Annotated in this window: 18 protein-coding genes and 1 pseudogene; 6 read left to right on the top strand and 13 right to left on the bottom strand. The window is 71.3% G+C overall.

The features are described from left to right. The first annotated feature begins 92 nt into the window (after nucleotides 1–92). Complete coding sequence (locus OG295_RS33340; RefSeq protein WP_371680350.1) at nucleotides 93–632, top strand: GNAT family N-acetyltransferase; 540 nt, start codon at nucleotides 93–95, stop codon at nucleotides 630–632. A gap of 459 nt (nucleotides 633–1,091) precedes the next feature. Continuing rightward, nucleotides 1,092–1,550 (top strand): transposase family protein, encoded by a 459-nt coding sequence (locus OG295_RS33335; RefSeq protein ID WP_371680349.1) that lies wholly within the window; start codon nucleotides 1,092–1,094, stop codon nucleotides 1,548–1,550. 116 nt (nucleotides 1,551–1,666) lie between these two features. Here OG295_RS33335 and OG295_RS33330 read toward each other — a convergent pair whose 3' ends face one another. The 3 genes from OG295_RS33330 to OG295_RS33320 all read right to left on the bottom strand — a co-directional run bounded on the left by OG295_RS33330 (nucleotide 1,667) and on the right by OG295_RS33320 (nucleotide 4,235). After that, nucleotides 1,667–2,518, bottom strand: coding sequence for a cyclopropane-fatty-acyl-phospholipid synthase family protein (locus OG295_RS33330; protein ID WP_371680348.1), 852 nt, complete (start codon nucleotides 2,516–2,518; stop codon nucleotides 1,667–1,669). A 43-nt stretch (nucleotides 2,519–2,561) separates the two neighbouring features. Beyond that, nucleotides 2,562–3,539, bottom strand: coding sequence for an N-acetyltransferase family protein (locus OG295_RS33325; RefSeq protein ID WP_371680347.1), 978 nt, complete (start codon nucleotides 3,537–3,539; stop codon nucleotides 2,562–2,564). Nucleotides 3,540–3,671: 132 nt separating this feature from the next. Then, nucleotides 3,672–4,235, bottom strand: a complete 564-nt coding sequence (locus OG295_RS33320; protein ID WP_371680346.1) for a carboxymuconolactone decarboxylase family protein — start codon at nucleotides 4,233–4,235, stop codon at nucleotides 3,672–3,674. An 80-nt stretch (nucleotides 4,236–4,315) separates the two neighbouring features. On the opposite strand from OG295_RS33320, the gene OG295_RS33315 reads away from it, so the two are divergent. Together OG295_RS33315 and OG295_RS33310 are read left to right on the top strand one after the other, a co-directional pair. Further along, nucleotides 4,316–7,255, top strand: a complete 2,940-nt coding sequence (locus tag OG295_RS33315; protein WP_371680345.1) for a BTAD domain-containing putative transcriptional regulator — start codon at nucleotides 4,316–4,318, stop codon at nucleotides 7,253–7,255. Between the two features lie 50 nt (nucleotides 7,256–7,305). Further along, complete coding sequence (locus tag OG295_RS33310; RefSeq protein WP_371681378.1) at nucleotides 7,306–9,924, top strand: MDR family MFS transporter; 2,619 nt, start codon at nucleotides 7,306–7,308, stop codon at nucleotides 9,922–9,924. 259 nt (nucleotides 9,925–10,183) lie between these two features. Here the strand turns inward: OG295_RS33310 and OG295_RS33305 are convergent, their stop codons facing one another. From OG295_RS33305 to OG295_RS33295, 3 genes are all read right to left on the bottom strand, one after another. Continuing rightward, nucleotides 10,184–11,176: a hypothetical protein gene (locus tag OG295_RS33305; RefSeq protein WP_371680344.1), complete on the bottom strand. Its 993-nt coding sequence runs from the start codon at nucleotides 11,174–11,176 to the stop codon at nucleotides 10,184–10,186. Then, nucleotides 11,169–14,684 carry a CHAT domain-containing protein gene (locus tag OG295_RS33300; RefSeq protein WP_371680343.1) on the bottom strand — a complete coding sequence of 1,172 codons (3,516 nt, stop codon included), beginning with the start codon at nucleotides 14,682–14,684 and terminating at the stop codon, nucleotides 11,169–11,171. The genes OG295_RS33305 and OG295_RS33300 overlap by 8 nt, the downstream gene beginning before the upstream one ends. 596 nt (nucleotides 14,685–15,280) lie before the next feature. After that, the gene (locus OG295_RS33295; protein WP_371680342.1) at nucleotides 15,281–15,457 is read right to left on the bottom strand and encodes a hypothetical protein; all 177 of its coding nucleotides are present in this window, start codon (nucleotides 15,455–15,457) and stop codon (nucleotides 15,281–15,283) included. Between the two features lie 135 nt (nucleotides 15,458–15,592). Between OG295_RS33295 and OG295_RS33290 the strand changes: the two genes are divergently transcribed. Further along, nucleotides 15,593–15,793: a hypothetical protein gene (locus OG295_RS33290; protein ID WP_371680341.1), complete on the top strand. Its 201-nt coding sequence runs from the start codon at nucleotides 15,593–15,595 to the stop codon at nucleotides 15,791–15,793. A gap of 359 nt (nucleotides 15,794–16,152) precedes the next feature. Here OG295_RS33290 and OG295_RS33285 read toward each other — a convergent pair. Together OG295_RS33285 and aac(6') are read right to left on the bottom strand one after the other, a co-directional pair. Continuing rightward, nucleotides 16,153–17,129: pseudogene (locus OG295_RS33285) on the bottom strand (transposase family protein). Nucleotides 17,130–17,188: 59 nt separating this feature from the next. Continuing rightward, nucleotides 17,189–17,662, bottom strand: a complete 474-nt coding sequence (aac(6'), locus tag OG295_RS33280) for an aminoglycoside 6'-N-acetyltransferase (protein ID WP_371680340.1) — start codon at nucleotides 17,660–17,662, stop codon at nucleotides 17,189–17,191. 479 nt (nucleotides 17,663–18,141) lie between these two features. Here aac(6') and OG295_RS33275 point away from each other — a divergent pair, with 479 nt between their 5' ends. Further along, nucleotides 18,142–19,038: a hypothetical protein gene (locus OG295_RS33275; protein WP_371680339.1), complete on the top strand. Its 897-nt coding sequence runs from the start codon at nucleotides 18,142–18,144 to the stop codon at nucleotides 19,036–19,038. Between the two features lie 109 nt (nucleotides 19,039–19,147). On the opposite strand, the gene OG295_RS33270 is transcribed toward OG295_RS33275, so the two are convergent. The 5 genes from OG295_RS33270 to OG295_RS33250 all read right to left on the bottom strand — a co-directional run bounded on the left by OG295_RS33270 (nucleotide 19,148) and on the right by OG295_RS33250 (nucleotide 24,404). Beyond that, nucleotides 19,148–20,296 (bottom strand): hypothetical protein, encoded by a 1,149-nt coding sequence (locus tag OG295_RS33270; protein ID WP_371680338.1) that lies wholly within the window; start codon nucleotides 20,294–20,296, stop codon nucleotides 19,148–19,150. Nucleotides 20,297–20,397: 101 nt separating this feature from the next. Continuing rightward, nucleotides 20,398–22,059, bottom strand: a complete 1,662-nt coding sequence (locus OG295_RS33265; RefSeq protein WP_371680337.1) for a hypothetical protein — start codon at nucleotides 22,057–22,059, stop codon at nucleotides 20,398–20,400. Between the two features lie 105 nt (nucleotides 22,060–22,164). Then, nucleotides 22,165–23,391, bottom strand: coding sequence for a DUF2278 family protein (locus OG295_RS33260; RefSeq protein WP_371680336.1), 1,227 nt, complete (start codon nucleotides 23,389–23,391; stop codon nucleotides 22,165–22,167). Between the two features lie 203 nt (nucleotides 23,392–23,594). Next, nucleotides 23,595–24,071 carry a cupin domain-containing protein gene (locus OG295_RS33255; RefSeq protein ID WP_371680335.1) on the bottom strand — a complete coding sequence of 159 codons (477 nt, stop codon included), beginning with the start codon at nucleotides 24,069–24,071 and terminating at the stop codon, nucleotides 23,595–23,597. Between the two features lie 117 nt (nucleotides 24,072–24,188). Then, on the bottom strand, nucleotides 24,189–24,404 hold the full coding sequence (locus tag OG295_RS33250) for a hypothetical protein (RefSeq protein WP_371680334.1): 216 nt from the start codon (nucleotides 24,402–24,404) through the stop codon (nucleotides 24,189–24,191).

Genomic DNA, 24,404 nt, shown 5'->3' with positions numbered 1-24,404 from the left:
GTAGCCGCACGATAATGACGCGATCTTGATCGTGTAGAAGCCCCGCGACTTGAGTGCTGGTATTTGGCGGCCCTGGCCTACAGGATCGGCTCGTGATCAAAACCTCGGTGACTATGCGCGATCTCGTTGTCGGTGACTGCCACGCTGTACATGCCTTCGCCAGCCTGCCGGAGGCTTGCCGATACCAGGCGTGGGGGCCGAACACCGAGGAACAGACGCGGGACTTCGTCCAAGGCGCGGTGGATGCCCGGTTGCAGTCCCCGCAGACGAGATTCGTGTATGCGGCCTGCCTCGACGGTGAACTCGTCGGTATCGGCGAGCTGAAGGTCCGTAGCCTGGCCCACCGCCAGGGCGAGATCTCCTACCTCGTCCATCCTCGGGTGTGGGGGCGAGGCGTGGGCACAGCCATCGGCGGGGAACTTCTCGGCAGAGGGTTTGGGCTGAGAGGACTGCACCGGATCTATGCGACCTGCGATCCTCGCAACGTCGCATCGGCCCGGGTGCTGGGCAAGCTCGGCATGGCCCACGAGGGCCGACACCGGCACACCGCGCGGATCCGGGACGGCTGGCGTGACTCCGAAGTCTTCAGCATCCTCGACCAGGAATGGGTGCACCGGCCCGGGCCTGAATGATCGGGGTATCGGCGGTCAGGCTCCGGCAGCCGCCCTGGTGCCGGAAGGCGAAGAGCCGCGCGGGATCATCTGGAGTGTGAAGTCAAGTTGGGCCCGCGCGGCCTGCTCTGATTCTGCCCTGTGCGGGATCTTCGTGGACCGGGTGCTGGTGACCTTGGTGGTATTGCGCTGGGCGCTGTCACACAGGGTGCTCGCGGCGCGCTGTTCGGAGTCTCGCCCTCCACGATCGGCCGGGCGGTCGCGAGGTGCGCCCGCTGCTGGCCGCTCGCGGCTTCGCGGTGCCGGATCGGCCCGGGATCAGGCTCAGGACCCTCGCGGACGTGTTCGCCTATGCCCAGGCTGAGGGGATCAGCCTGCGGATCGACGGCACCGAGGTGCAGGTACGCCGCCCGCAGGCGGGGCGGCCGGGCCGTAAGGCGTTCGTGTCGGGCAAGAAGAAGCAGAACACCGAAGGCCACGATGATCTGCGACGAGCAGGGCCGGGAGCTGTGGCTCGGGGCGATCCGCCCGGGCCGGATGCACGATGCCACCGCAGTACGCACTGAGGGCATCGAGGAGCAGCTGCGGCTGCACCCGAACGTGAAAGCCGAAGTCGATTCCGGCTGTGCCGGCCTTGCCCGCGACTTCCCCGGCCAGGTCAGCGCCCCGCCGAAGAAACCAGCGGCGGACGCCGGGCCGTCCGAGCGCAACTTCTACGACCACGCGCGCCGCTGCCAATCCCAACGGCGGATCATGGGCGAGCACGCCAACGCAGAGGTCAAGCAGTGGCGGTCGCTGCAACGCTGGACCGGCGAGCGCGACGACCTGCCCGAGGCCATCGCCGCAATCGGCGCCCTGGTCTCCGACCGCAGCGCAAAGCGCCCAACCCGCAGCAGGCCGAGCACGGAACTCGACCTCTTCCGCGCGACGGCCTGCTGATCCACGCCCAAGCCGGACCGCCAGGCCAGCACGTCCCAAGCCCTATCGTGCGGCTACTCGTTACCGAGACCGGCGAAGAACCACCGGCCGTGACATGTCGTAACCGTCATTTGCGATCAATCAGATGTTCGACGCAGGACCAGGCAGAGGAACCCGAAGCTGTCCCGGTACCCGTGCAGCCACTGCGAACGCTGAGCGGCGGCCGTTTCCAGCACCTGTGCGCCGGCCGGATGATCTGGGTGGTCCAGGGCCCATGAGGCCAGCGAGCCCCAGCAGGCCCACTCGTAGGCGTCCAGCTCACCGCGGGTACTGACATGGCCGTGGACGGGGGTCCATCCGTCGGCGACGACGCGGTCCACCGTGGTCGCCAGGTCGTCGAGGTCACCGAACATCTCGACGGCCGCCGGCGAAGGGGCACGCTCCCAGTACGACTCACCGATCAGGACGCGGCCTCCGGGGGCCAGGTGCTTGCGGGCCGCCGCGAGGGTGGGGAGAAGACCACCGAAGGCATGCGTGGCGCCGACGCTGATCACCAAGTCGAACGGCTGTGCAGAGACGAAGTCCACGGCCTCCCGGTGGTGGAGGACCAAGCGCTCGTCGACCCCGAGTCCGCCCGCTGCCCGGCGGGCCTGCGTCAGGGCGACTTCGGAGACGTCGACGCCCTCGGCGTGCAGGTGCGGGCGCGCCGCAAGGGCGCGCAGAAGCCATTCCGCCGTGCCGCATCCGAGGTCGAGCACCCGCTCGTCGCCCCGCGGGAGGCCGCGTTCGAGCAGCCGGCTGACCGAGTCGTCGTCGAGCGGAGATTTTATCGGGTGGCCGGTGTGGGCAATGCCGGAGATCTGTTCGCGGCTCGGCGGTGCGGCACGGGCGGTGTCGGGGAGCAGCTTCGCGGCCACCGCCGTCCCGTCGGTACGGAGCGTGCCGGCCGGGACGGCGGCGGTCGGGTCGGGGGTCTCGGACTTCTTCATCGGACGTTCTCCTCGGGGAGCGGTCGGAAGGAGAGGGGAGCGGTCAGTTGGCGGGCAGGTCGAGTTGGTATTCGTGGGTGCTGCGGTGGAAGCGGAAGCCCAGTCGGCGGTTCACGGCGAGCATGTGCGTGTTGTCCTGTGCGTTGTCGGTCTCGATCTCCCCGATTCCGGGGTGCTCGGCGCGGAGCCTGCGCACCATCTCGGCCTTGACCCACAGCCCGAGCCCGTGGCCGCGGTGAGCGTGCACCACGACGGTGTCGTACTGCAGGGCCCGGTGGGTCTCCCCGGCCCGGATGACGATCTCGGTGTACCCGGCCACCTCCCCGTCGCGGAGCGCGGCGGTCGTCAGCAGCAGGTCACCGCGGTCGGCCAGCACTTCGGCCATGGCGCGGACCCGGTCGGCGGTCCAGGCCTGGCTGCCGTAGTCCATGTCGCCGGTCGGCATGTCGTTCATCGCGTTCTTGGCCGCGGCGAACGCCCCGGCCAGCCCGTCGGGAACCGTGCCGGTCCAGCCGGCCAGCTCGTAGCCGGGGTGCTCGGCGTCGGCACCGGAATCGTCGGCGTGCGCGACGTCGAGAAGCAGGTGGTCCAGTGCCAGTACGCGCCGGAAGCCGCGCGCGGCGCAGAAGGCGCCGCTCGGTCCGTCACCGGGTGCGGCTGCCACCAGGCTGCGACGCTGCTCGGCCCGTGCCGCCTCCACGGCCGTGGCCAGCAGGTGCGAGCCCACTCCCGAGCGCCGTCCGTCCGGGGCGACGTGCAGCTCCAGTTCGGCCAGGTGGCTTTGACCGGGCGAGGTGAACAGCCGCAGCCCGGCCACACCGAGCACCGCGCCGTCGGCCGCGGTGGCCAGCCACAGCAGTCGTCGGTTGTCGCGCCCGGTGACGGTGAGTCGGGCGTGGACCTGCTCGAAGGTGGGCCGGGGCTCCTCGGGCAGATCGCCGGCGAGCGAGGCCGCCACGACCGCGTGCCAGGCGGTGGCGTCTTCGGTCGAGACCTCGGTGAGGGGGACGGCGGTGATCATGTGGGACTCCTCGGTGGGGATGGTTCGCATTCCTTCGGGCGCCGGCTGGGGCCCGGTTCGGGCGGTCTGGCCTTGACGTGTCATCGCCGGGCCGGTTCAGGCGGTCCGGCCCTGACGTGTCATCGCGTACGTTCAGGTCTTCGCGTGCTCCCAGTCGGTGTGGCGCACGAGCGGCCAGTCGATGTCGATGCGCGACGCCGTGGCCAGGTAGTTGGTGAACACGCCGAGCGCCACGTGGGCGATGACCTCGACGACGTGCCCGTCGGAGAGGCCGGCGTGCCGGGCTGCCGCCAGCTGCGCGTCGGAAACGGCTCCGTGGTTCCGGACCACCACGGCGGCCAGGTCGAGGACAGCCGCGGCCCAGGGGTCGTCGGCCTCGCCCCGCCGCGCGCGGGTGGCCTCGGCCGAGGTCAGCCCGGCCACTCTGGTCCCGCGGAACGCATGCACGGACAGGCAGTAGTCGGATCGGTTCTCCTGCGCCACCAGCAACGCGATGCGCTCGCGCACCCCCGCCGACAAGGTCCCCTCCGCGCTCAGGGCGGTAACGACGTCCACGTATCCCTTCAGCACGGCTGGGTTGTTGGCCATCACCTTGGCCAGGTTGGGGACGACTCCCAGGGCCTGGTGCGTGGCGGTGAACAGGGTCGCGGCTTCACCGGTCGCCTTTTCCGGCTCGATGGTGTGGAGTGCTGGCATGCCGGCAACCCTGCCGGTGGATCTTGATACATTCCCGATGCTTCTTCGATGCACGCGCTGGTGACCCCCGGAGTGACGGTATGCGGTTCACGATCCTCGGCCCGGTGGTGACCCTGGCCCCCGGTTCGGAGTCGCCGGGGCTGGCACCCCGTCATCGAGCGGTACTCGCGTACCTTTTGCTGCACGCCGGGGTCGCGATCAGTACGGACCGCCTGATCGACGCGATGTGGGGGCCGCTGCCGCCGGACTCCGCCCGCGCGCAGATCCAGACCACGATCGCCGCGATCCGACGGATGCTGCGCGCTTCGGGAGCCGACCGGATGCTGTCCACCCGGCCGGCCGGGTACGTGATCGCTCCCGAGCCGGGACAACTCGATCTGCACGAGTTCACCAGCCTGATCGCCCAGGCGTCGGCCACCTCTGACGACCCGCGGGACACCGTGGACCGGATTCGTACCGCCTTGGCGCTGTGGCGGGGAGAGCCGCTGGCCGACGTCACCGCCCATTACGTCCAGAGCGCCAGAACACGCCTGAACGGGCAGCGGCTGACCGCCGTCGAGCGCTTGGCCGACCTGGAACTGTCCCTGGGCCGTCACGACGACCTCATCGACGAACTGACCGTCCACGCGGCGGCCAACCCCTTGCGGGAACGTCTGTGCTGCCGGCTGATGCTCGCGCTGCACCGCGCAGGACGCCAATCCGACGCGCTGCACGTGGCCAGGGACTTCCGGGCGGCCCTGGCGGAGGAGCAGGGACTCGACCCCGGCCGCGCGTTCGTCAAGCTCGAACAGGACATCCTGCGGGACGAACCCGCCCTGCAGCCCCCGGTTGCCGTGCCGGCGAAGACCCGGCGGGTCAACTTCCTGCCCTTCGACGTCCCGGATTTCACCGGACGCGAGGGCGAGCTCGACGGGCTGGCCCGCCTGTGGACGAGCAACAACAGCGGGAGCGTGACGATCGCGGCGATCGACGGGATGGCCGGGGTCGGCAAGACGACCCTCGCGGTCCATGCGGGACACCGCCTCGCGGACCACTTCCCGGACGGGCAACTGTTCGTCGACCTTCAGGCGCACACCGCCGGTCAGGAGCCGCTCGACGTCGGTGCCGCGCTAGAGATCCTGCTGGGCCAACTCGGCGTACCCGCGGCACACGTCCCGGCATCGGTCACCGACCGCGCCGCGCTGTGGCGCTCCGAACTCTCCGGTCGTCGCGTGGTGGCCGTGCTGGACAACGCCCTCGGCGCCGACCAGGTGCGCCAGTTGCTGCCCGGCGCCTCCCACACCCTCGTCCTCGTCACCAGTCGCCGGCGGCTGACCGACCTGGACGGGGCACACGCCCTGTCCGTGGAAGTGCTGCCTGCCGCGGACTCCGTGGAGTTGTTCACGGCGATCGTGGGCGACCGGGCGGCCGCCGAACCGCTCGCCGTCCTCGACGTGCTCCAGTTGTGCGGGTTCCTGCCGCTGGCCGTCCGCATCGCCGCCGCCCGGCTGCACCATCGCCCCCGCTGGACCGTCGAATATCTGGCCGCCCGACTTCGCGACCAGCGCCGCAGACTGTCCGAGCTGGCCACGTCGGAGCGAGGCGTGGCCGCCGCGTTCACGCTGTCCTACCAGCAACTGACCGCCGATCAGCAGCGCATGTTCCGGCTCCTGGGGCTGCAGCCGGGCCGTGACATCGGCCCCGAGGCGGCCGCCGCGCTGGCCGGCCTCCCGAGCGAGGAGGCCGAGACGCTCCTGGAAGACCTCCTGGACGCCCACGTCCTGGCCCAGCACCAGCCGGGCCGCTACACCTTCCACGACCTGCTGCGCGAACACGCCCTGGCCACCGCGGCCGCCCAGGAACCCTCCGATGTCCGGCGCGACGCCGTCGGACGAATGTTCCACCACTATCTCCACACCGCGAGCACGGCCGTCGACCACCTCTACCCCGAGGGCAAGAACCGCAGACCACTCATCCCCGCACCGGCCGCGGAAGCCCCGCTCCTGCTGGACGAGGCCGATGCCATCCGGTGGCTGGACGCAGAACGCGCGAACCTCATGGCGGTCGCCCGGCACGCCGCCGAACACGACTGGCGCCCCTACCCCAGCCGACTGGCCGCCACCTTGCACCGGTACCTGCTGGGCCACGCCCACCACACCGACGCACTGGACCTCCACGGCCTCGCGCTCCGGACGAGCCGACGAAGCGGTGACACGGCCGCCGAGGCACGCACGCTCCTCGACCTCGGCGAGGTGCACTACTGGTGGCACGGCGCCTACGAGCAAGCGGCCGACTGCTACCTGCGCGCCCTGGACCTCTCGCGCGACGCCGGCGACCGGGGCGCCACGGCCCGCGCCCTGCAGAACCTCGGCACCCTCCACTCCCGGCGCCGGGAGTACGACCGGGCCCACGACCACTGCCGGCAGTCCCTCGCGCTCTTCCGCGAACTCGGCGATCGCGCCGGCGAAGCCAGATCACTGACCGAACTCGGCATCATCCACGAGCGCCGAGGGCGATTCGAGGACGCCCACGACCATCACCGCCAGGCACTCCAGCTGCACCGCGAGAACGGATCGCGCATCGGCGAGATCGTCGTCCTGAACAACATCGGGCTGCTGTACCAACGGCAGGGCCGCTATGGCGAGGCCCGGCGCCACCATCACGATGCCCTGGAGCTGAGCCGCAGCTTCGACTTCCCCGGCGACGAGGCCGAATCCCTCAACGCCCTGGCCGAAGCCGCCCGTTCCCTGAGCGACCTCGCCCGGGCCGCGGCCGAACACGACACGGCGCTGACCCTCGCCCGCGAGTCCGGCTACCGCCCCGAACAGGCCCGCGCCCACGCCGGCCTGGCGCACGTCCACCGCGACCTCGGCCGAACCGACGCCGCCCACGACCATGCCCGACAGGCCCTTGACCTGTACACCGCCCTCGCCGTGCCCGAGGCCGAAGAGATCCGCACCTTCATCACCGAGCTGCCGCCGACCGCGGAGGGGCCCGAACCGCCGGAGACGACGGGCCGGCAGCCGGTTCAGGCACCGTGACTCGGGGATGAGCCCGGTGAGCCGCTCGGCCCGCCGGTGATGACCGAACCCTGACCCGCCCGGCCAACAGCGGTTCGACGACCCGGGCCGAATGCGGGGCGTTCCTCCGGTGTCCGGAGCCCGGGTCCACTCCGGCCCGGCAGTTGGCATACTTCGTCCCCGTGGACCAGTTGATCGCAGCAGACCCGACCCACATCGGCCCCTACCGTCTGATCGCCCGGCTGGGCGAGGGCGGCATGGGCCTGGTCTATCTGGGCCGTTCCGAGGGCGGGCGCACCGTCGCCGTGAAGGTCGTGCAGGCCGAGCACGCCGGGCACCCCGAGTTCCGCAGGCGCTTCGCCCGCGAGGTGGCCGCCGCCCGGCGGGTGGGCGGGGACTGGACGGCAGCGGTCCTCGACGCCGACCCGGAGGCCGCCGTGCCGTGGGTGGCGACGCAGTACATCCCGGGGCCGGACCTGCGCACCGTGGTCGCCGAGGACTTCGGGCCGCTGCCCGACCACTCGGTGCACACCCTCGCCAACCGGCTGGCCGTCGCCCTGCGGGCCGTGCACGGGGCGGGCCTGATCCACCGTGACCTGAAGCCGTCCAACGTACTGGTCACCGTCGACGGCCCCCGCGTCATCGACTTCGGCATCGCGCGGGCGATGGACAGCCTCACCGGGGACAGCCTGCACACCCGCACCGGCATGCTCATCGGCTCCCCCGGCTTCATGTCCCCGGAACAGGTCCGCGGCCGCGAACTCACGCCCGCCAGCGACGTCTTCTGCCTCGGTGCCGTCCTCGTGTACGCCTCCACCGGACGGCTCCTCTTCGGCGCCGCCGACTCCGGACTGAACGCCCACCTCTTCCGGGTCGCCGAGGAGGAACCGGACCTCACCGGCGTTGCGCAGCCGCTGACCGGGCTCGTACGCGCCTGCCTGGAGAAGGACCCGGCCGCCCGGCCCACCCCCCAGGAGATCGCCGACCGGACGGCGGTCGAACAGGCCGGGGAGTGGCTGCCGGGCACGGTACTGGCGCAACTCGGCCGCCGCGCCGCCAGGTTGCTGGACTGGGCCCCCGAGACACCCGCTGCGGAGCCCGCCGCGCCGCCGGACCCCCGCCTCCCCTCCGTGCCGCGCCAGCACCAGCCGGTCCCCGCGCCGCCGCCCCCGTTGGCGCCCCCGTACGCGCCCCCGTACGCGCCCACGGCCCCGGCCGCGGCGCGGTCCGTCCCCGCGGAGGGCTTCGGGCCGCCCCCGACCGCCCTCCCCGACCCGGCCGCCCCGCACCCCAGACGTTGGTGGGGGCTGGGCGTGATCGCCCTGACGCAGCTGCTGGTACTGCTCGACGTGATGGGTTTCAGCTCCGCCCTGCCGACCGTCCAGGCCGATCTCGGCTTCGCCGACGACGCACTGAACCCGGTCACCGCCTACGTACTCGCCTTCGCCGGGCTGCTGCTGCTCGGCGGGTACCTCTGCGACCTCGTCGGCGCCAAGCGGGCCCTGATCACCGGCATGGCCGGCTTCGCGGTGGCCTCCGCGCTCTGCGGCTCGGCCGGCGACCCCGGCCTGCTGATCGCGGCGCGCGCCCTGCAGGGCGCGTTCGCCGCCTTGCTGACACCGTCCGCGCTGTCCCTGGTGTCCACGGGTTTCACCGACCCGAGGGAACGCGCCCGGGCCTTCGGGATCTACGGGGCGGTCGCGGCCGGCGGCGGGGCGCTCGGGCTGCTCGCGGGTGGCTGGCTCGCGGAGCTGGCGTCCTGGCGGATGTCGCAGTACGCCTCCGTCCCGCTGGCGGCGCTCGCGCTGACCGGCGCGGCCACCCTGCTGCCGGGCCGCCCGCCCGGCGGCGGTGCCCGCCCCGACCTGCTCGGCGTGCTGCTCGGTTCCGCCGGACTCGCCGCCCTGGTCTACGGCATGGACGAGGCCGGGCAGCTCGGCTGGACCACTCCCCCGGCCCTGGGCCTCCTCGCGGTGGGCGTCCTCCTGCTCGCGGCCTTCCTGTGGCGGCGGACCAGGACGTCCGGTGCCCCGTCGGCCGGGTACCTCGGCGGGGACCGCGACCGCCTCGGCTGCGCCCTGGCGATGGGCCTGACCGGCGCAGGGTTCCTGGCGCTGCTCCCCACGCTCACCGGCTACATGCAGTACGTCTTCGGATACGCCCCGGGCATGACCGGGGTGATGCTCCTGCCGCTGGCCGCCGCGGCCGTCCTCGCCGCCACACAGGTCTCGGCGCGCCTCCAGCACCGCACCGCGCCCCGCGTGCTGATCGTGTCGGGACTGGTCACCGCCGCCGCCGGGACGCTGCTCCTCGCCGCCCTCGACTCCGGCAGCGCCTACGGGCCCCATGTGGTGCCCGGCATGGTCCTCGCCGGTTTCGGCAGCGGTCTGGCCTCCGGACCCCTCTTCGCCACCGCCACCTCCGGCGTCGCCCCGCAGCACTCCGGCGCGGCCTCGGGGGTCGTCGTCATGGCCCAGCAGGTGGGCGAGTCGATCGGCGCGGCACTGCTCGTGACCCTCATCGGCGCCCGTCTGGCCGCTTCGTCGGAGGAGAACCAGTCCGAGCAGCTGATGCACGGCTACACCGACACCCTCTGGTGGGCGGCCGGCGCCCTGCTGCTGGCGGCCCTGGCCGCCGGCCTGCTGGTCAGGGCCGGGGCACCCAGGACGGCCGGCGTCAACGCCCGGTGACCGGCGCCCCCGGGCCTCCGAGACCCAGTCCATCGCCAACGGACGCGCCGCCATGCAACTGGCGGCGGCGGACAACCTGTCTGCCGCAGATGCCGCGAAGTATCCCGGTGACGTCATGGATCAATTCGGGCTCAGCTCGAACCATGCGGGGCGCGCCGCCGATGTCCTCGCGTCCGGTGCGAACGCTGCGTCTCTCAGGCGGCGTGTGCAGCCTCGGGAACGAGCCGAAGACAGCTGGCGGTGCCTCCTGGGCTGCCGGTCAGGGCGTGTCCGGCCAGCGGAAGGGACGGGATTCGCCGGGGGCGAGCCGCATGGCCAGGGCGTCGGTGAGGACTTTCCCGGACCGGGGCTCGTCCGTCGTCGTCGCGGGCGGCTCGATGCCGGTCGCCCGGTAGAGGCGGATGCGGTGCACGGCGAAGGCGTCGCAGACGTGGGCGCAGTAGGCCTCCGTCCCGGAGCGCAGGGCCCTGTTCGCGCCCCACGCGCAGACGGCGCAGAGCGCGACCCAGAGGGACTTCGCAACGAGTCCGGGCAGCAGGAGGCCCCACCCGGCCGCGGCGACCGCACAGATCAGGGCCTGGGTCCTGCCGAGCACGCGGGTGGCCGAGGCCATCAGGCGGTCACGGGCGGCCGTGTCGAGGCATTCGACGAACGGACCCCAGCACACCGGCAGCTCGAAGCCGTAGTCGCGCCGGATCTGCTCGCAGACGCCGACAAGTGCGTTCCCGACCGAGGTCGGCCGCAGGTCCGCCGCGCGCCTGGGGTAGTGGGACCAGCTGCGCAACGCCCGGTCGCGCCGCCAGGCACTCTGCGCCTGCCAGGTGACCTGCGCCTGCGGACCGTAGCGGGCCGGCGCGGCAGCCGCACGGCTCCGGGCGTCGAGTACTGCGCGGCGCCGTGCGTGCCGGGCGGTGCGGTGCCGCGCGTACGCGACGACCGGGGCGGACGTGCCCCACCTCCCGGCCAGCACCTCCAGCACGGGGGAAGCGACGGCCGAGAGCGCGACACCGGACAACAGCACCGCCGCCGCGAGCGCGGCCGTCAGCACGACGGCGCCGGGCGCTCCCTGCTTCGCGACCTGGCACCCCGCCCGCGCCAAGTACCCGGGCTTCGCGCAGGCGTGTCCCGGGCCGCCGCGCTGGTGCAGGTGGATCAGGGCCCCTGAGAGCCACAGAAGCAGCAGGGGCCCGCTCATCGAAGCCGTCCAGCGCTTGGCGAGCGGCTCCACCATCCCCTTGACGAGATCACCCACGGGGCAGCACCGGCTCGAAGGCCTGGTGGGGGTGGTCCGGACAGCAGTCCTCGTCGTACGGGGCCTTCGCGTCGCCGGTCGTCTCCCGCGCGCACCCGGGCTCCGGGCACTTCCAGGCGTACTCGGCTCTGCCCGAGCCGGGGAGCCTGCCCAGGATGGGCTGACGGACCTGCGTACCGGGTCCCGCCGGGCGGAACGCGACCCGGTCCTCCGGGCCGGGCCCGCGTGCGGCGTCACCGGGCAGCGGCAGTCCCCGGCCGTGGTGGACGAAGGCCGCCCAGCGCGCCGGGTCCTCGGCCCGGGTCCGGGCCGCCGGGCCGCCGCCGGCACCGCGGCGTCGGGCACGCTCCAGCATGCGCAGCTGCGCTTGGCGCAGGGCTTCGGCGGGCGCGAGTCCGTCGAGGTTCAGGAAGTGGTGGTACTCGGTCATGAGCTGCGCGGTGTCGGCGTCGCCCACGGCCCACAGCGACCCCACGACGGCCGCGGCTCCGCGCGAGGCGAAGGCCGTGGCCAGGCTCAGGGCCTCGTCGTAGCGGGCGCCGGGTACGGCCGTGGCGCATGCCGAGAGGACGACGAGGCTCCCGGGCCCGGGGCCCGTCGCGCGGGTGCCGTCGGCGAGCAGCCGGCCGGCGCTCAGGCGCTGACCGCCGGCGAGCAGCAGGTGCGAGTCGGCGGCGGGCACGCAGGTCCTGGCGTGGCAGGCGAAGTGGGCCACCGGCGGGCGGGGGCCGCCGGCACCGGGGTGCAGGGCGTCGAGGACGGCCCGCGGAGTGGCCGGGCTGCTGCCGGGCTCTCCCGAGCTGCCCAGCCGCGTTCCCTTGGCGTAGTGCCAGCGGTGGATGTCGGCCGCCTCCCGGCGGGCGTGGGGAAGGTCGCGGAGCGGGTCCATCACGACGAGGCCGCCGCCGTCGAGAGGGGCGAGGGTGCGAGCGGCGAACCACTCCAGGGCCCGGGCGGACGGCGCGTAACTGATACCGAGGTCTTCGAGGGCGTACCGGTGGCCCCGGGTACCGTCGGGCAGTCCCACCTTGCGCCGCGCGGCGTGCCAGGGGACGAGGCCGAGCACTCCGGTGGGGACGAGCACGACACGGGGGACCCCTCTCCGGCCCACACCGTCCTCTGGGACGAGGTGACCGGCCAGGTCGCGCATCGCCGCCGTCCACGCCCAGTCGCAGACGGCCCGCAGGGCCCGCCCCCAGCCGGCCGGGCCGCTGCGGGGGTACCGCAGAAGGTGGTCGTGGGCGCCCACGAAGGTGCGCAACGCGTCGGCCCCCACATGAAGCGAGGGCAGCCGCAGGGCCGAGACCGGGCCGGCCCGGTGCAGCACCAGCGCCCAGCCGGACCGCTCCCCGTCGCCGGGGAGCAGGTGCACCACAGCGTCCGCGCCGATCTCCCGGCAGAGCTCGGCCGTCCTGTCCTGCGTCGTCGTGCCCGTGAAGTCGCCGACGACGGGGTCGGTGTCCGCGGCACCGGAGAGCGCTTCGAGGACGAGGGGACGCAGCTCCGCGGGCACCGGGGCGTGGGCCGGAGCGGCCGAGCCGGCAGCACGCAGGACAGCAGCGCCCCCGGGGGCCTCTCCGCGCGACGCCGGCTCCACGGCCCGCAGCCACCGGGCACGCAGCCCGTCCAGGCCGAGCGAGCCCAACTGCCGTGCGACCGGAACCGTTTCGGTGGCGGCGCGCAGGGCGAGGGCGCGGGCGGATTCGACGACCGCGAAGGCACGGTCGGGAGCCCCGTCCTCCAGGAGCCAGGCGGCCAGCTCGCAGGCCGCGTCGAGGTTCCGGCGGGCGGACCGGTGGGCGTGGCCGGGATCCGGCTCGGCGAGGAGCTCCCAGAGCCGTTCGTCGAGCGCCTGGCGGGCGAGTTCGCCGCCGCCCGCCGGATCCCCCAGGACGCGCCGCAGGCGGGCGCGTTCGAGGAGGACGGACGGGTACGCGTCTGCGGCGGCCACCGCGCGCAGCCGGTTCGCCAGCTCGCCGAGCCTGGCGTCCAGCGCGTCGGCCCTCGCCCCACGCAGGGGCGGGTCATCGAGGAAACGGCCCAGCCGGCGCAACGTCCCGCAAAGGAGTACGACCGCTTCGGCCTCCAGCTCGGGGGCCGTCCCGGCGATCCCGCCCGCCTCCTCGAACAGCTCCGCCGCCGAGGTCAGCGAGTCGATCCCCATGCCCGGGAAGAGGGCGAGGAGCGCCCGCCCGAGACCGACCAGGAGGAGGGCGTACGCGGGTGTTCCCGCGCGCGAGAGCCGTCGTGCGACCGTCAGCAGGTCGTGCGCGGCCTGTGCGTCGGACCGGACGCCGAGCGTCTCGTGCCGGGACAGGCAGTAGGCCGCCAGGTCGTGCAGTGCCCCGGGCAGCAGCCGGCGGTCGGGCAGCTGCCCGACCCCGGCGATGCCGTCGGCCACGGCGCCGTCGAGGGCCTCGAGGTCCCCGCTGCGCAGGAACTCGGCGTGCAGCGCCGCCGCCCGCTCGGAGGCCCACCGAGTTCCGCCGAGCAGCGCGCGGGAGGCGCGGAGGTCGTCGGCCGCTCCCGTGAGCTCGTGACGGCGCAGCAGCGCGGCCCCGAGATGGGAGCGCAGCTCCGGCGTGTCGGGGTGCTCGGCGGGGAGGCGGCGGAGGGACTCGCCGAACGCGTGGACGGCGTTCTCCACGTCCCTCGGCGCGCCGAGGGCGTCGTAGCGCATGCAGAGGGCGTTGCCGAGTACGGCCTGCCAGGTGGCGGCACGGTCGCCCACCGGTGCTCCGGTCCGGTCGAACACGCTTGCCGCCATGGCGTGTTCGATGGCCGGGCCGAGATCGGAGGAATCGCCCGAGCGGACGAACCGGAGGGAGAGGGCGCGGGCGAGGTCGCCGTGGGCGGTGTCCTCGAGGCTGTCGGGGGCGGCGAACCGTACGGCCTGCTCCAGCAGTTCGACGGCCTCGTCCAGATCCTCCGGACCTGACGTGCGCTCGTACCGCGTGAGCAGGATCAGGCCGAGGGCGGAGCGCGCCCGGCGCAGGCGCAGCCGGTCCGTGCCGTCGCGGAGCTCGCTGCGGCATTCGGTCTCCAGGGTCCGCCGGTCGGTGTCGTCGTCGGTGTCCGCGTCGGAGGATCCGTAGCGGGAGAGCACCACCGGGGGACACACCCGGAAACCGGCCGGGCCCGAACCGTCCGCCGCGGCCCTCTCGGGGGTGCCGTCGAGGAGGCTCCGGGCGAGTCCGATCAGCTCGGCGTCGTCCTCGCCCTGGTACGCGTGAGCGGTGTCGTCGAGAGCCCGGCTCACCATCAGGGACTCGTCCGCGACCTGCCACAGGGGCCGAGCCTCCGTGCCCGGGCGCAGGACCAGGGCGGTGACCGCCTCGGCGGGGGGAGCGCCCGGGCCCTCGGGGCGGGGCCGTGCCGTCACGGTCTCCGCCACCCGCAGGGCCAGGGCGGCCCACTGTTCGGCGGGGGCGTCCCGCGGCGGGATCACGGAGGGACCCCACAGGCCCAGGGCCAGCCGCTCGATCGCGGCGTACACCTCGTCACTCACGGCAACAGCCAAGCAGGAAACGTGGCGCCGCGCGGGGTGTTCGGCCATGTTGTTCCGATGGCCGGCATACCCGCACCGCATGGTGGGGCCGCGACGGAGAGCGCGGCGGGTGCCATGGATACGGACACGGCCGCAGCCCGCCTCAACGTCCTCCGCCGGGTGACCAATTCACCGCGGTCGACGACGCCGGCAGCGGGCGGCAGGAGTACGAGCTCGACCCGGCCGGGAGGGTCACCGCGGTCCGTGCCGCCGACTGGACCGGGACGTCGATGAAGACCAGCCGGTGCTTTGCACCAGCGCCAAGAGCTCGCTTCCGCGGCCTGGACCCCAGCCTTGCCCGGTGCCGTTCGTGCCATGACGGGCCTACCTCGGCGACGGGTTCCGCGATCACAACGGGCGACAGCCCGGTGATCCTCCGGTCTCGGTGATCGCCGCACGAGAACCGTTCCCCCAGTTCCGGCCAAGTGAGTGGCGGCGCCGGGCGGTTGGCGGTGACTCCGCTTCGAGATGCCCGAGGGGACATTATCGAACATACCCCTGATGGGTCGTCAGGTTGGTGGTGGCAGGTCCGCGGGGGCGTGGAACATGGCCGTGGACTACGCGGCCGCCCGGTGCAACAAGGACACCTCGACCTGCTCGTGGTCCACGACCGGCCAGACACCGCCGTTCACGCTGCCGGAGATGTGCGTCTCACCGATCTGGTTCAACGACACCTCGACCACGATCCCGTGGGAGTTCTCGCTGAACACCTCCACGGGGTGGAGCAACACCATCGGCTTCAAACTGGGGGGAAGCCTGTCTGCCAGTGGCATCGGTCTCGCCAAGCTCACGCTCGAAGTCACCGCCGAGGTCAACGGTGCGACCACGGTGGACCTCAAGCAGGAAATGGGCAACAAGCTGACCGTGACGTGCCCCCACGCCAGTACGGGTGGGTCGCGTTGTCCGAACTGGCCGCCAAGGCCACCGGAACCTGGACCTTCGACACCCAAGGCTTCCCGTGGACCGCTGACGACACCATCGCCGTGCCCCTCAAGTATGACGTCAACGGGGGCGCCAGCATCTACAGCGCCCGCACCCGGGCGACGTTCACCAACTGCGCCGGAACCTAACAGCGCCGGGTTCGGCCTGGACGCGGTGGCCCGACCAGGGCCGACACGCCGCGCCCAGGCCGGTGGTAGCCGAAGGGGTGCTCCTGGAACCTGGTTGAGGGGGTGTCAGCGGGCGTGCGAGGCCGGGACGGTGGCCGGGAACGGTGGTGTGACCGGGGCGGCGGGCGTGGTCTCCGGTGGAGCGGGAGTGCGGTGCAAGCTCTGCAGCACTGCGCTGATGTGCCGGGCCTGGGTGTCGCGGACCGCGGCGGCCTCGCCGATGCGGCGGGCACGGTCGTAGATGTGGCCTGCGCCGTAACGGCATTGTCGGCTATTGAGGTTTGGGCGTGCTGACCTGGGGATTCGGCTGGTGGGGTGAGTCAGCAGGCCGTCATGCTGACGAGCACGAGTTCGGTGCTCGGCTTGTGGCGGGTGGCCCGTCGGGCGGCGCGGTCAGAGACCAAGGTGGCGATGGCCCGATGGGTAGCCGGATAGTGCTCGCGGCGCCCGAGGAATCTTTGCAGCGGGCGCCACTGCTTGTGCTCGGCGTTGGCGTGCTCGACGCAGATCCGCCGTGAGGACTGGCGGCGTCGCTGCTCACGCCAGGCGTACCGCTCGCCGAGTGGGGCATCGTCCTTCGGCTTCTTCGGCGGGGCGCTGATCTGGTCGGGGAACTCGTTGGCCAGGCCCCGGTAGCCCTCGTCGACCTCGGCTTTCACCGTCGGGTGCAGGCGAAGCTGTTCGGCGATTCCCTCGGTGCGCATCGCGGTCTGATCGTGCATCCGGCCGGGCCGGTCGGCTCCGACCACAGGGTGCGGCCCTGGCCATCACTGATCGTGGTGGTCTTCATGGTGGTCTGCTTCTTCTTGCCGGAGACGAACGCGCAGCGGCCGGGTCGATGGGCCTTCGGGCGGCGGACCTGGGTCTCGGTGCCGTCGATCCGCAGCTTGATCCCCTCCGCGGCCGCGTAGGCGAACACGTCGGCCAGGGTCCGCAGTCGCAGGCCGGGCCGGTCGGGGACGGCGAAGCCGCGCTCGGCGAGCAGCGGGCGGATCTCGCCGATGGCCTCGGTGACGGTGGAACGGCCTACGTCGTACAGCTCGGCGAGTGCGGCGTGCGGGAGCTGAGTGCGCAGGTGGATCAGTGTGACCAGCATCCGGTCGGTGAAGACCAGCTCGTGCTTGCGTCCGGCCCCGGCGGCACGCCGACGGTCTCCGCCGCATCGCTCCTGCAGCGCAGACTCCCGTCGCGTCTGCCATGCCGGGGCCAACTCCTCGATCAAGCCGCCGAGACGTGCACGGGAGATGCCGGTGAAGGCAGCATGGGACAAGGCCGCACGGGCCCACTTCGTCTGCACAGCCGAAGAACTTGTGCGGCCCGCATCACGTCACGCCTGGTGTACTTGGTGCCGACCGGTCAGATCAGCTCCTCGGCAAGCAGATCCATAAGCAGTCCGTCCTGCCAGGTGCCCGTCCGGTGGTCGCGCCAGTAAGCGCGCATGATCCCCACGGGCTTGAACCCGACCTTGCCGTAGCTGCGGATCGCCGCGGTGTTGGCCGCGGCGGGGTCAATGGTCAGCCGATGATGGCCGCGTTCGTGCACCAGCAACCGAGCCAGGGTGCGTACGGCGTCGGTGCCGAGTCCCTTCCCGTGATGGCGCGCTGTCAGGAAGATATCGATGCCGGCGTGCCGGAACTCGGGGTCGGCTTCTTCCTCGAACTGGATCGCTCCGATGACCTCGCCCTCGAAGACAACGGCGAGCATGCCCTCGAAGTCGTCCGGGGGCGACCACCACGCCGCGACTTCCGGCTCCCGCACGATCCTGTCAAGGACCTCTCCATCGCCGACGGCCACCGGTCGCAGCACGACCTTGTCCCCACGCAGCTCCATGCCCCTCAGTATCCCTGGGAGATGGAAGCGCGCTCAGAAGCATGACTCGCTCAATAGCCGACCACGTCGTAACGTCCGACCTCGCGCTCGGGGTCGATCAGCCTCCGCAGACGCCGGATCTGGAAGTCGACCGCGAGGGGGAGGACGGGGCGAACCAGCTGCACCGGCCCCCTGGGCGGCGCGCCTGCCGAGCGGCGACCGCTTCCACCGTCCGAACACCGGAACCGGTGTGACCGTCCGGCTCCCGAGCCGCCGCAGTCAGGCCGAACACCCGGGGCCGCCGTCTAAGGCACCGGTGGCCGAGACGGACGTATGCCGGCCGGCCGGCCAGGTCGGTGGTCGGTCGTATCACCGGCCAAGCACATCGGTTTCGCCCCGGGGAGCTGCGACGTCAGCCGCTCCAGCCGGGTTGGCGAGTGTGTCGACGCGGCCCGCAGCAATCACCCTTACCACTGTCCACATCGCCCAAATCGCCCGCCGTGCCCTTCACCCTCGCTTCCGACTACTGCGGTGGCCCCGACACGGGCTGGGTCCGCACCGACACCCTGCAGCACACGGCCCCCGCGCTGATCGGACGCGACCTGACCGTGCAGTCGGCCGTCGCCGTGTCAGGAGCGGCCTTCGCCTCCGCGATGGACACCCAGACGATGTTCATGGAGCGGCTGCTCGCCCTTTCCAACGTGCGGCTGGGCACCTGGGTCCCCAACCCGCTCTACCTCGCGGAACTGGCGAAGTACGGGCCCTGCCGGATCACGCCGCGGCTACCACGGGTACGGCGGCTGCGGTACCAACTCCAGGAACTCGTGGGCTGGTACTCGGATACCACTCCCTTGCTGCTGTGCACGGACGGCGGGCACTTCCACAATCTCGGTCTGGTCGAAACGCTCCGGCTCCGCTGCCGGACGATCTACGTCATCGATTCCCCAGGGGACACGCCGCCGCTGGCCACCACCCTCGCGCAGGCGGTCACGCTCGCCTACGAAGACCTCGGAGTGAAGATCACCTTCAAGGACGAGGGGCAGAACCTGCTGGACCTGGTACCCGGCAGCGCCCCACCGCTCCCGCCCGAGACACCGATGGCGGCGCTGAACGCCAGGCTCTCCGCCACCAGCGTGGTGCGCGGCACGATCGAGTACCCCGAGCCGGTCGAGTTCTCGCCCGGCACACCGGCCGACACGAAGGGGACGATCATCTGCGTGAAGGCCACTCCGACTCCCGACATGCCGTACGAGCTGCTCAGTTACGCCCTCAGGGAGAAGGCCTTCCCCCGCCAGCCCACCTTCGACCAGTGGTTCGACCATGCCCAGTTCGACGCCTATCGGGAGCTCGGACACCGCATCGGCACCCAGGCCCGGGAAGTGCGTGCTGCCAGGTGACATCGGAACGTCCATCCTTGGCGACATGGGCCGTAGCAGTGGCCTCCAGGGGCTCCGGCTTCCTGACCGGCTGTCCAGCCGGCCGCCGACCGCTCCATGACGGAACGGGTCAGGTGGCGCGGGAGGATCGGTGAGAGAGGGTGGGACGGGGATCCAGGAAGCGGCCGGAGGCGGAGAAGGCGGACGCGCCGAACCCCTCGTGCCGCACGTCAACCGCGGGGAACTCCTTGCAGGCGGTCTGCGGCTGGGCGGTGGAGTCGTGGAACCGGCAGGCGACGCCCGTGAGCCTGATGGTGATGAAGTCCGCGATCTGGGCTCCGAACTCGATGGGCCTCCCGCCGATGGTGATGTCCCCGACATCGAAACCCTTGTCCTGGGGCACTTCGTAGACGGCACGGACACGGTGTTCCGAGTCGCCTCTCACATAGGTCCAGTAGCTCTGGGGATCGGAGCCGTCCGGGGTCTCCCAGCCGTCCGTCGACAGGCCGTCGAAGTACAGGCCCACGGGGTCGGCGAGGCTGATGTCGGCCTTCTGGCGGGCCAGGGCGTTAACTCCTGCGCCGATGTGGGGATCACTGTTGCGCTCTGCGGCACCGTACTTGCTGCAGTTGACGAGTTCCTGCTCAGTGCTCAGCTCCTGGCCGTTGACGACGCGCCGGATGGTGGCTGCCGCGGCCAACTCGATCTCTGCGCCCAGGGTGTTGTTCGGCTGAATCAGGTGCATGGCGCCGTGGCTCGTGGAGTCGTTCCACTTGTTGCGCGGCTGGTACCTGCCGCTGGGGGAGAACAGATCCTCCTTGCGCACGTCCGGACTGATGAAGCTACGGTAGAGGTCGACCACCTTGTCCGGGTTCGTCTGCGCCAGGATCTCCCAGTACTCGGGGCCTTCACAGGTGAACACCACCCGGGTGATCTTTCCCGAGCCATCCCGGGTGACGCTCCACTCGCAGTACTCGTCCTGGACGTCGCGGCTGGCGTCGGCGCGCTGCCATCGCTGGAGGTCACCCACGGAGGTGATCTTGATAATGCGGGGGAAGGCGGTCCATGTGATGGAGGCGCGCTGGACGTCCGAGGCCGTGTCCGTGCTGGTCAGGTTGTAGAACTGCGGTCTCGGACTGTCGTTCAGGACCTGACGGGGATCGGGGCCCTGAATGGCCTCGTCGACCGTGTCGGAGATGAACACGTTCCAGGCCTTGCGGCCGAAGTCGTCCAGATCGTCGAGGTTGCCGGGAGGCCCGTAAGCATCCACTGTGGCCATGGCGCTCGTTCTCCTTACTCGTGAAGACGGAGGGGTGGAAAGAAAGCAGCGGTCGCTGGTGCCGCTGAAGCCGATGCCGTGCCGGCTGATCAGGGGCGGCCTCAGGTCAGCTCCGCAACGGTGGCGTCCTCGCGCATCGCCAGCAGCGGCGCACCGGGGGGAATGCTGGTGACCGGCAGGGTGAGCTCGAACTCATTCAGTTTCATGAGGCGAAATTGCCGACGCCGCGACTCGGCCAACCGGACGTAGTCGTCGAATCCGGATGCGGTCTGGACCTGTTGGGCGACCTTGCGCAGATAGGCGTCCACGCGCTGTCCGAACACTGATCGCCAGGCGTCTTCAGGCACCTGCCAGTGCGCGGCGAAGCGGGCTTCGGGACTGTCGGCGGGCAGGTTCCGCGTTCGCGCGGCGTCCAAGATAGCCTGGGCGACCTTGTCACACAACTCCACGGCCTTGGTCGCAGTGGTCGGCACGTACCGCATGAGGAGACTGCGGGCAGGGCTGAAGACCGGGTTCGGAAAGTCCACCATCAGCACGCAGGCGGCGAACCTGGCCGAGATGAGCCCCGTGCGGACCATCTGGCGGACCACCTCGTTGTCCTCGTGGGCAGCCTCGGGGACGACGAAGGCGAAAAACGTGTCACCTGGCTGGGAGAAGCCGCTGAACTTCTCCTCCAGCCGGAAACCGAACCGCGTCAGGCCGGCCAGGTACGCGTCGGCCTGTGCCCTGGGCGGAGCGGCCTGCACGAACAGTCGCAGGTCGTCGAACAGGACGTCCTGGTTCAGCCAGAACCCCATGGGCAGCGTCAGCTCTCCGCTGTCCGCCGTGATGGTGCTGCTCTGCCGGTCTGTACTGGTGAGGTTGACCGTTGTGCCGGTGAACAGGTGGCGCAGCAACCGGTCGGGGTGGTCCACAACGCCGTTCGCGGTCACCTCGGCGAGGCGGGCAGCCGTCCACCGGGTGACGAGAAACCTGACCGTCAGTTCCAGCCGCTCGGCTCCGATGACCTGCTGGAACAGCTGGTCATGGCGGAGCGGGTCATCATCGGCGAGCCGGATCGTGGCCCGTTCTGACTGCCAGTTGATCCAGGGGATCCTCAATTCCTTCATCACGGCGCAGCCGTTGATGTGGCTGTCGAAGCAGCCCTTGCCCCGCGAGTCCGGCTCCAGGGAGTGCCAGGAGTTGCCCGCCCACACCCAGCTCGATTCGAAACGGGCATAGAAATTGAAGACCCTCGCTACAGAATCCCACGCCGCGACCTGAAGAAATCCGTTCTCGGGGTCGCCGCCGGCCTGGGTGCTGACCAGAAGGTCCACCTGATTGCCGTCCACGGCGGTGGTGATCGCGAACCGCATGTCGCGCTCGCCGATGGCAACCGGTGAGATGTGCCCGGCCTCGCTGACCAGGTACACCTTGCGTGAGGCGGCTGCCGCGGTGGGGAGTTCGGACAGCAGTTCCTGCACGGTGGTCGGGAACCTGCCCGTGCGGAAGAACGTGACCGCCATCGGGTCACCCAATGCCGCCAGTTCCTCATCACTGACGGGCCGAGCCCGATCGTCACGGCCGCTGATCCTGCGGTACAGCCCTCCCGGCTCCAGCGCAGTGGAACCCGGTCCGCAGCCGCCATCGGAGACGTCAGGCTCCAACGGGAAGTGACCGGAAGGGTCGCGCAAGGCAGCTGAGACGCGGGCGGCGTCGCCCTCCTCGACGGCAGTCGCACTCATCCAGGCGGTCGCCCGCCGCAGCTGCGCGTGGTCGGGCATGGCAGTCCGCTCCTACGATGGGTCATTCTTCAGTGGCACTGAAGCCGATGTGCACATGCATACCCAGGCATGCGACCCCGCTCCGGCGGCAGCCGCAGATCCACTTCAATGGCCGTACCTGCCGCTGATTCGATGAGACGGCGAGAGTCTGGTGCTGCCCTCATCCGCATTCTGCGTGCGCCTGACGCAGCGCCCGTCAGGTCCGGCACCGTGATCGTGCGTTTCCCGATCCGATACCGATGGGGCGGCAACGCGGGCCGCCCCGGTTCGCCGACGCGGTGAAGGCGCGCTCCCGGGCCGAACGGGATTCCGGGAACAGCCGTGCGAAGACCACCCTCGCCCGCCGGCCAGGTCGCTTTTGGCCGGCCGGCGAGGGTGCTGTGGGGCCTTGGTCCCGGTGGTGTCAGAAGGTGATGGTCCGTCCCTCGCGCTCGGCGGGGGGGGGTGACCGGTGTCGTCAGCGGTGTGCCAGGCCTGGGACCGGAAGGCCAGGAAGATCGCGACCCAGCGGTTTTCGGCGGGTAGGTGCACGAACAGGGCGCCGTCCTGCCAGACGCCGTTGTCGGAGCGGAAGCGGCCGCTGTTGCCCTGGTTCATGTGGATGTCGTGTACGCCGTTGCCGGGCCGGAAGCCGAACACCTTGTCGGCGATGTTCGCCTCGGGGCCGAACCTCTGCCCGAAGACGTAGAGGGTGGCGGTGGGGTCGGCGATGGCACGCTGCACGTAGTGGTCGAGCAGGTCGGCCAGGTCGTTGTCGGCGCCCTCGACATCGGGTGGGAGCATGCGCATCGAGGCGGGGTCGAACATGTTCCCGCGAATGAAGTCCAGGCTGGCCTTGCCCGCTTGTGACACCAGGGCCGTCCATCCGCTGCCGGCCGGCGGGGGCAGCTCGGTCACGGGATGGCGGAAATCGTCGTCGGCCAGGTATAGGAGCTCGGAGGGCGCCTGCTGTGGCTCCACGTTGACGGCGGCTCGGTAGTGAGTGCCGGCGTTGTCGGTGAGGTGGATCTGGTAGTGCGGGGTATCTCTGGATCCTTCGCGGCGCCGGTCGACGGCGCGGGCGGCCAGGACGTGCAGAAGTTCGTCGTGGGAAGCTCTGAGGAGCGCGCGGAGCTCGTCACCGATCTCATCCGCGCCGGGGTGCACCGGATCCTCGGCGGCGAGGTCGTGGAACTTTCGGCTACCGGGCAGATGCGCGGTCGGATGCGCAGACGCGTCGGTGAGGTCGACGACCTGTGGGAATCGACAGCAGACGGCCTCCGTCTCAGCGGGGCCGGGAAGAACCTGCGCCTCGCGCTCGAGAACGCCGTCGGGCGGGCCGGGTGGGCCCACCAGTCGCCTGCCGCACCGCCACCGGCCCTCATTGCGGCCATTCCCGCGAGTCAGATGACATATCGGCGTTCAAGCTCCGAGTAATCTCCAAGCTGTATAGCGCGGGTTCGGTTCCCGGCATCCGCTCCATGGCAAAGCCCCCAGGCCAGCGACCTGGGGCTCGTCCATTCTCCTGGGCCGGCGGGGGGTGCCCCCGCCGGTGGTCAGGCGTGCTTGTCCGCAGGGCGGTGGGTGGGCTGGACCGACCAGGTCGGGGGCTCGTCGTTGCCCGAGTCCTCGTCGCGTTCCGCGTCGGCGAAGGTTGCGTGGATCTTGTCCGGGGCGTGGTGGACCGGGGCGTAAACGGCGTAGAGCTGCATGGGCTCGTCGCCGGTGTTGGTGACGTTGTGCCACGTGCCGGCGGGCACGAAGACCGCCCAGCCGTCCTCGACCTCCTGGTCGAAGTCGAGGCGGTCTTTCGCGCTGCCCATCTGAACGCGGCCGCGGCCCGCGTCGAGCCGGAGGAACTGATCGGTCTCCAGGTGTGCCTCCAGGCCGATGTCCTCGCCCACCGGGATCGACATGAGGGTCAGCTGGAGGTACTTCCCGGACCAGGCGACCGAGCGGTAGTTGGCGTTCTCCAGCGTCGCCTGCTCGAGGTCGAAGCTCTGAGGTTCGGGCCCGATGTCCTTGATGGTCATGCTTCTCTCCCGGTCGACGGAGGTGGTACGCGTTCGGGCGCAGGTTTGCACCGGGCCAACCCTTCCAGACTCACCGGGGTGTTGTGGCCCGACACCAGTGACACTCGAGCCGGGCGGTCACGGGCGCCAGGACGCGGGGGCGGCCGCGCCCTCGCCGCGCAGCCGGGCGGGGGCCAGGCAGGAGTCGTCGCTCCGGGCGGGAAGGTCCAGCCCGGTCATCACCTCGTGGATCACGGGCGGCAGTTCGGCGTCGGAGTGGAGCGGGAGCCGGTCGACGTTGATGTCCCACTGGGTGAACCGCTCTGTGATCGCGGTCGAACCTGGCTTCTTCAC

Source organism: Streptomyces sp. NBC_01276 (assembly GCF_041435355.1).
Classification (GTDB): domain Bacteria; phylum Actinomycetota; class Actinomycetes; order Streptomycetales; family Streptomycetaceae; genus Streptomyces.
This window is presented reverse-complemented; position numbering and strand designations above follow the sequence as displayed.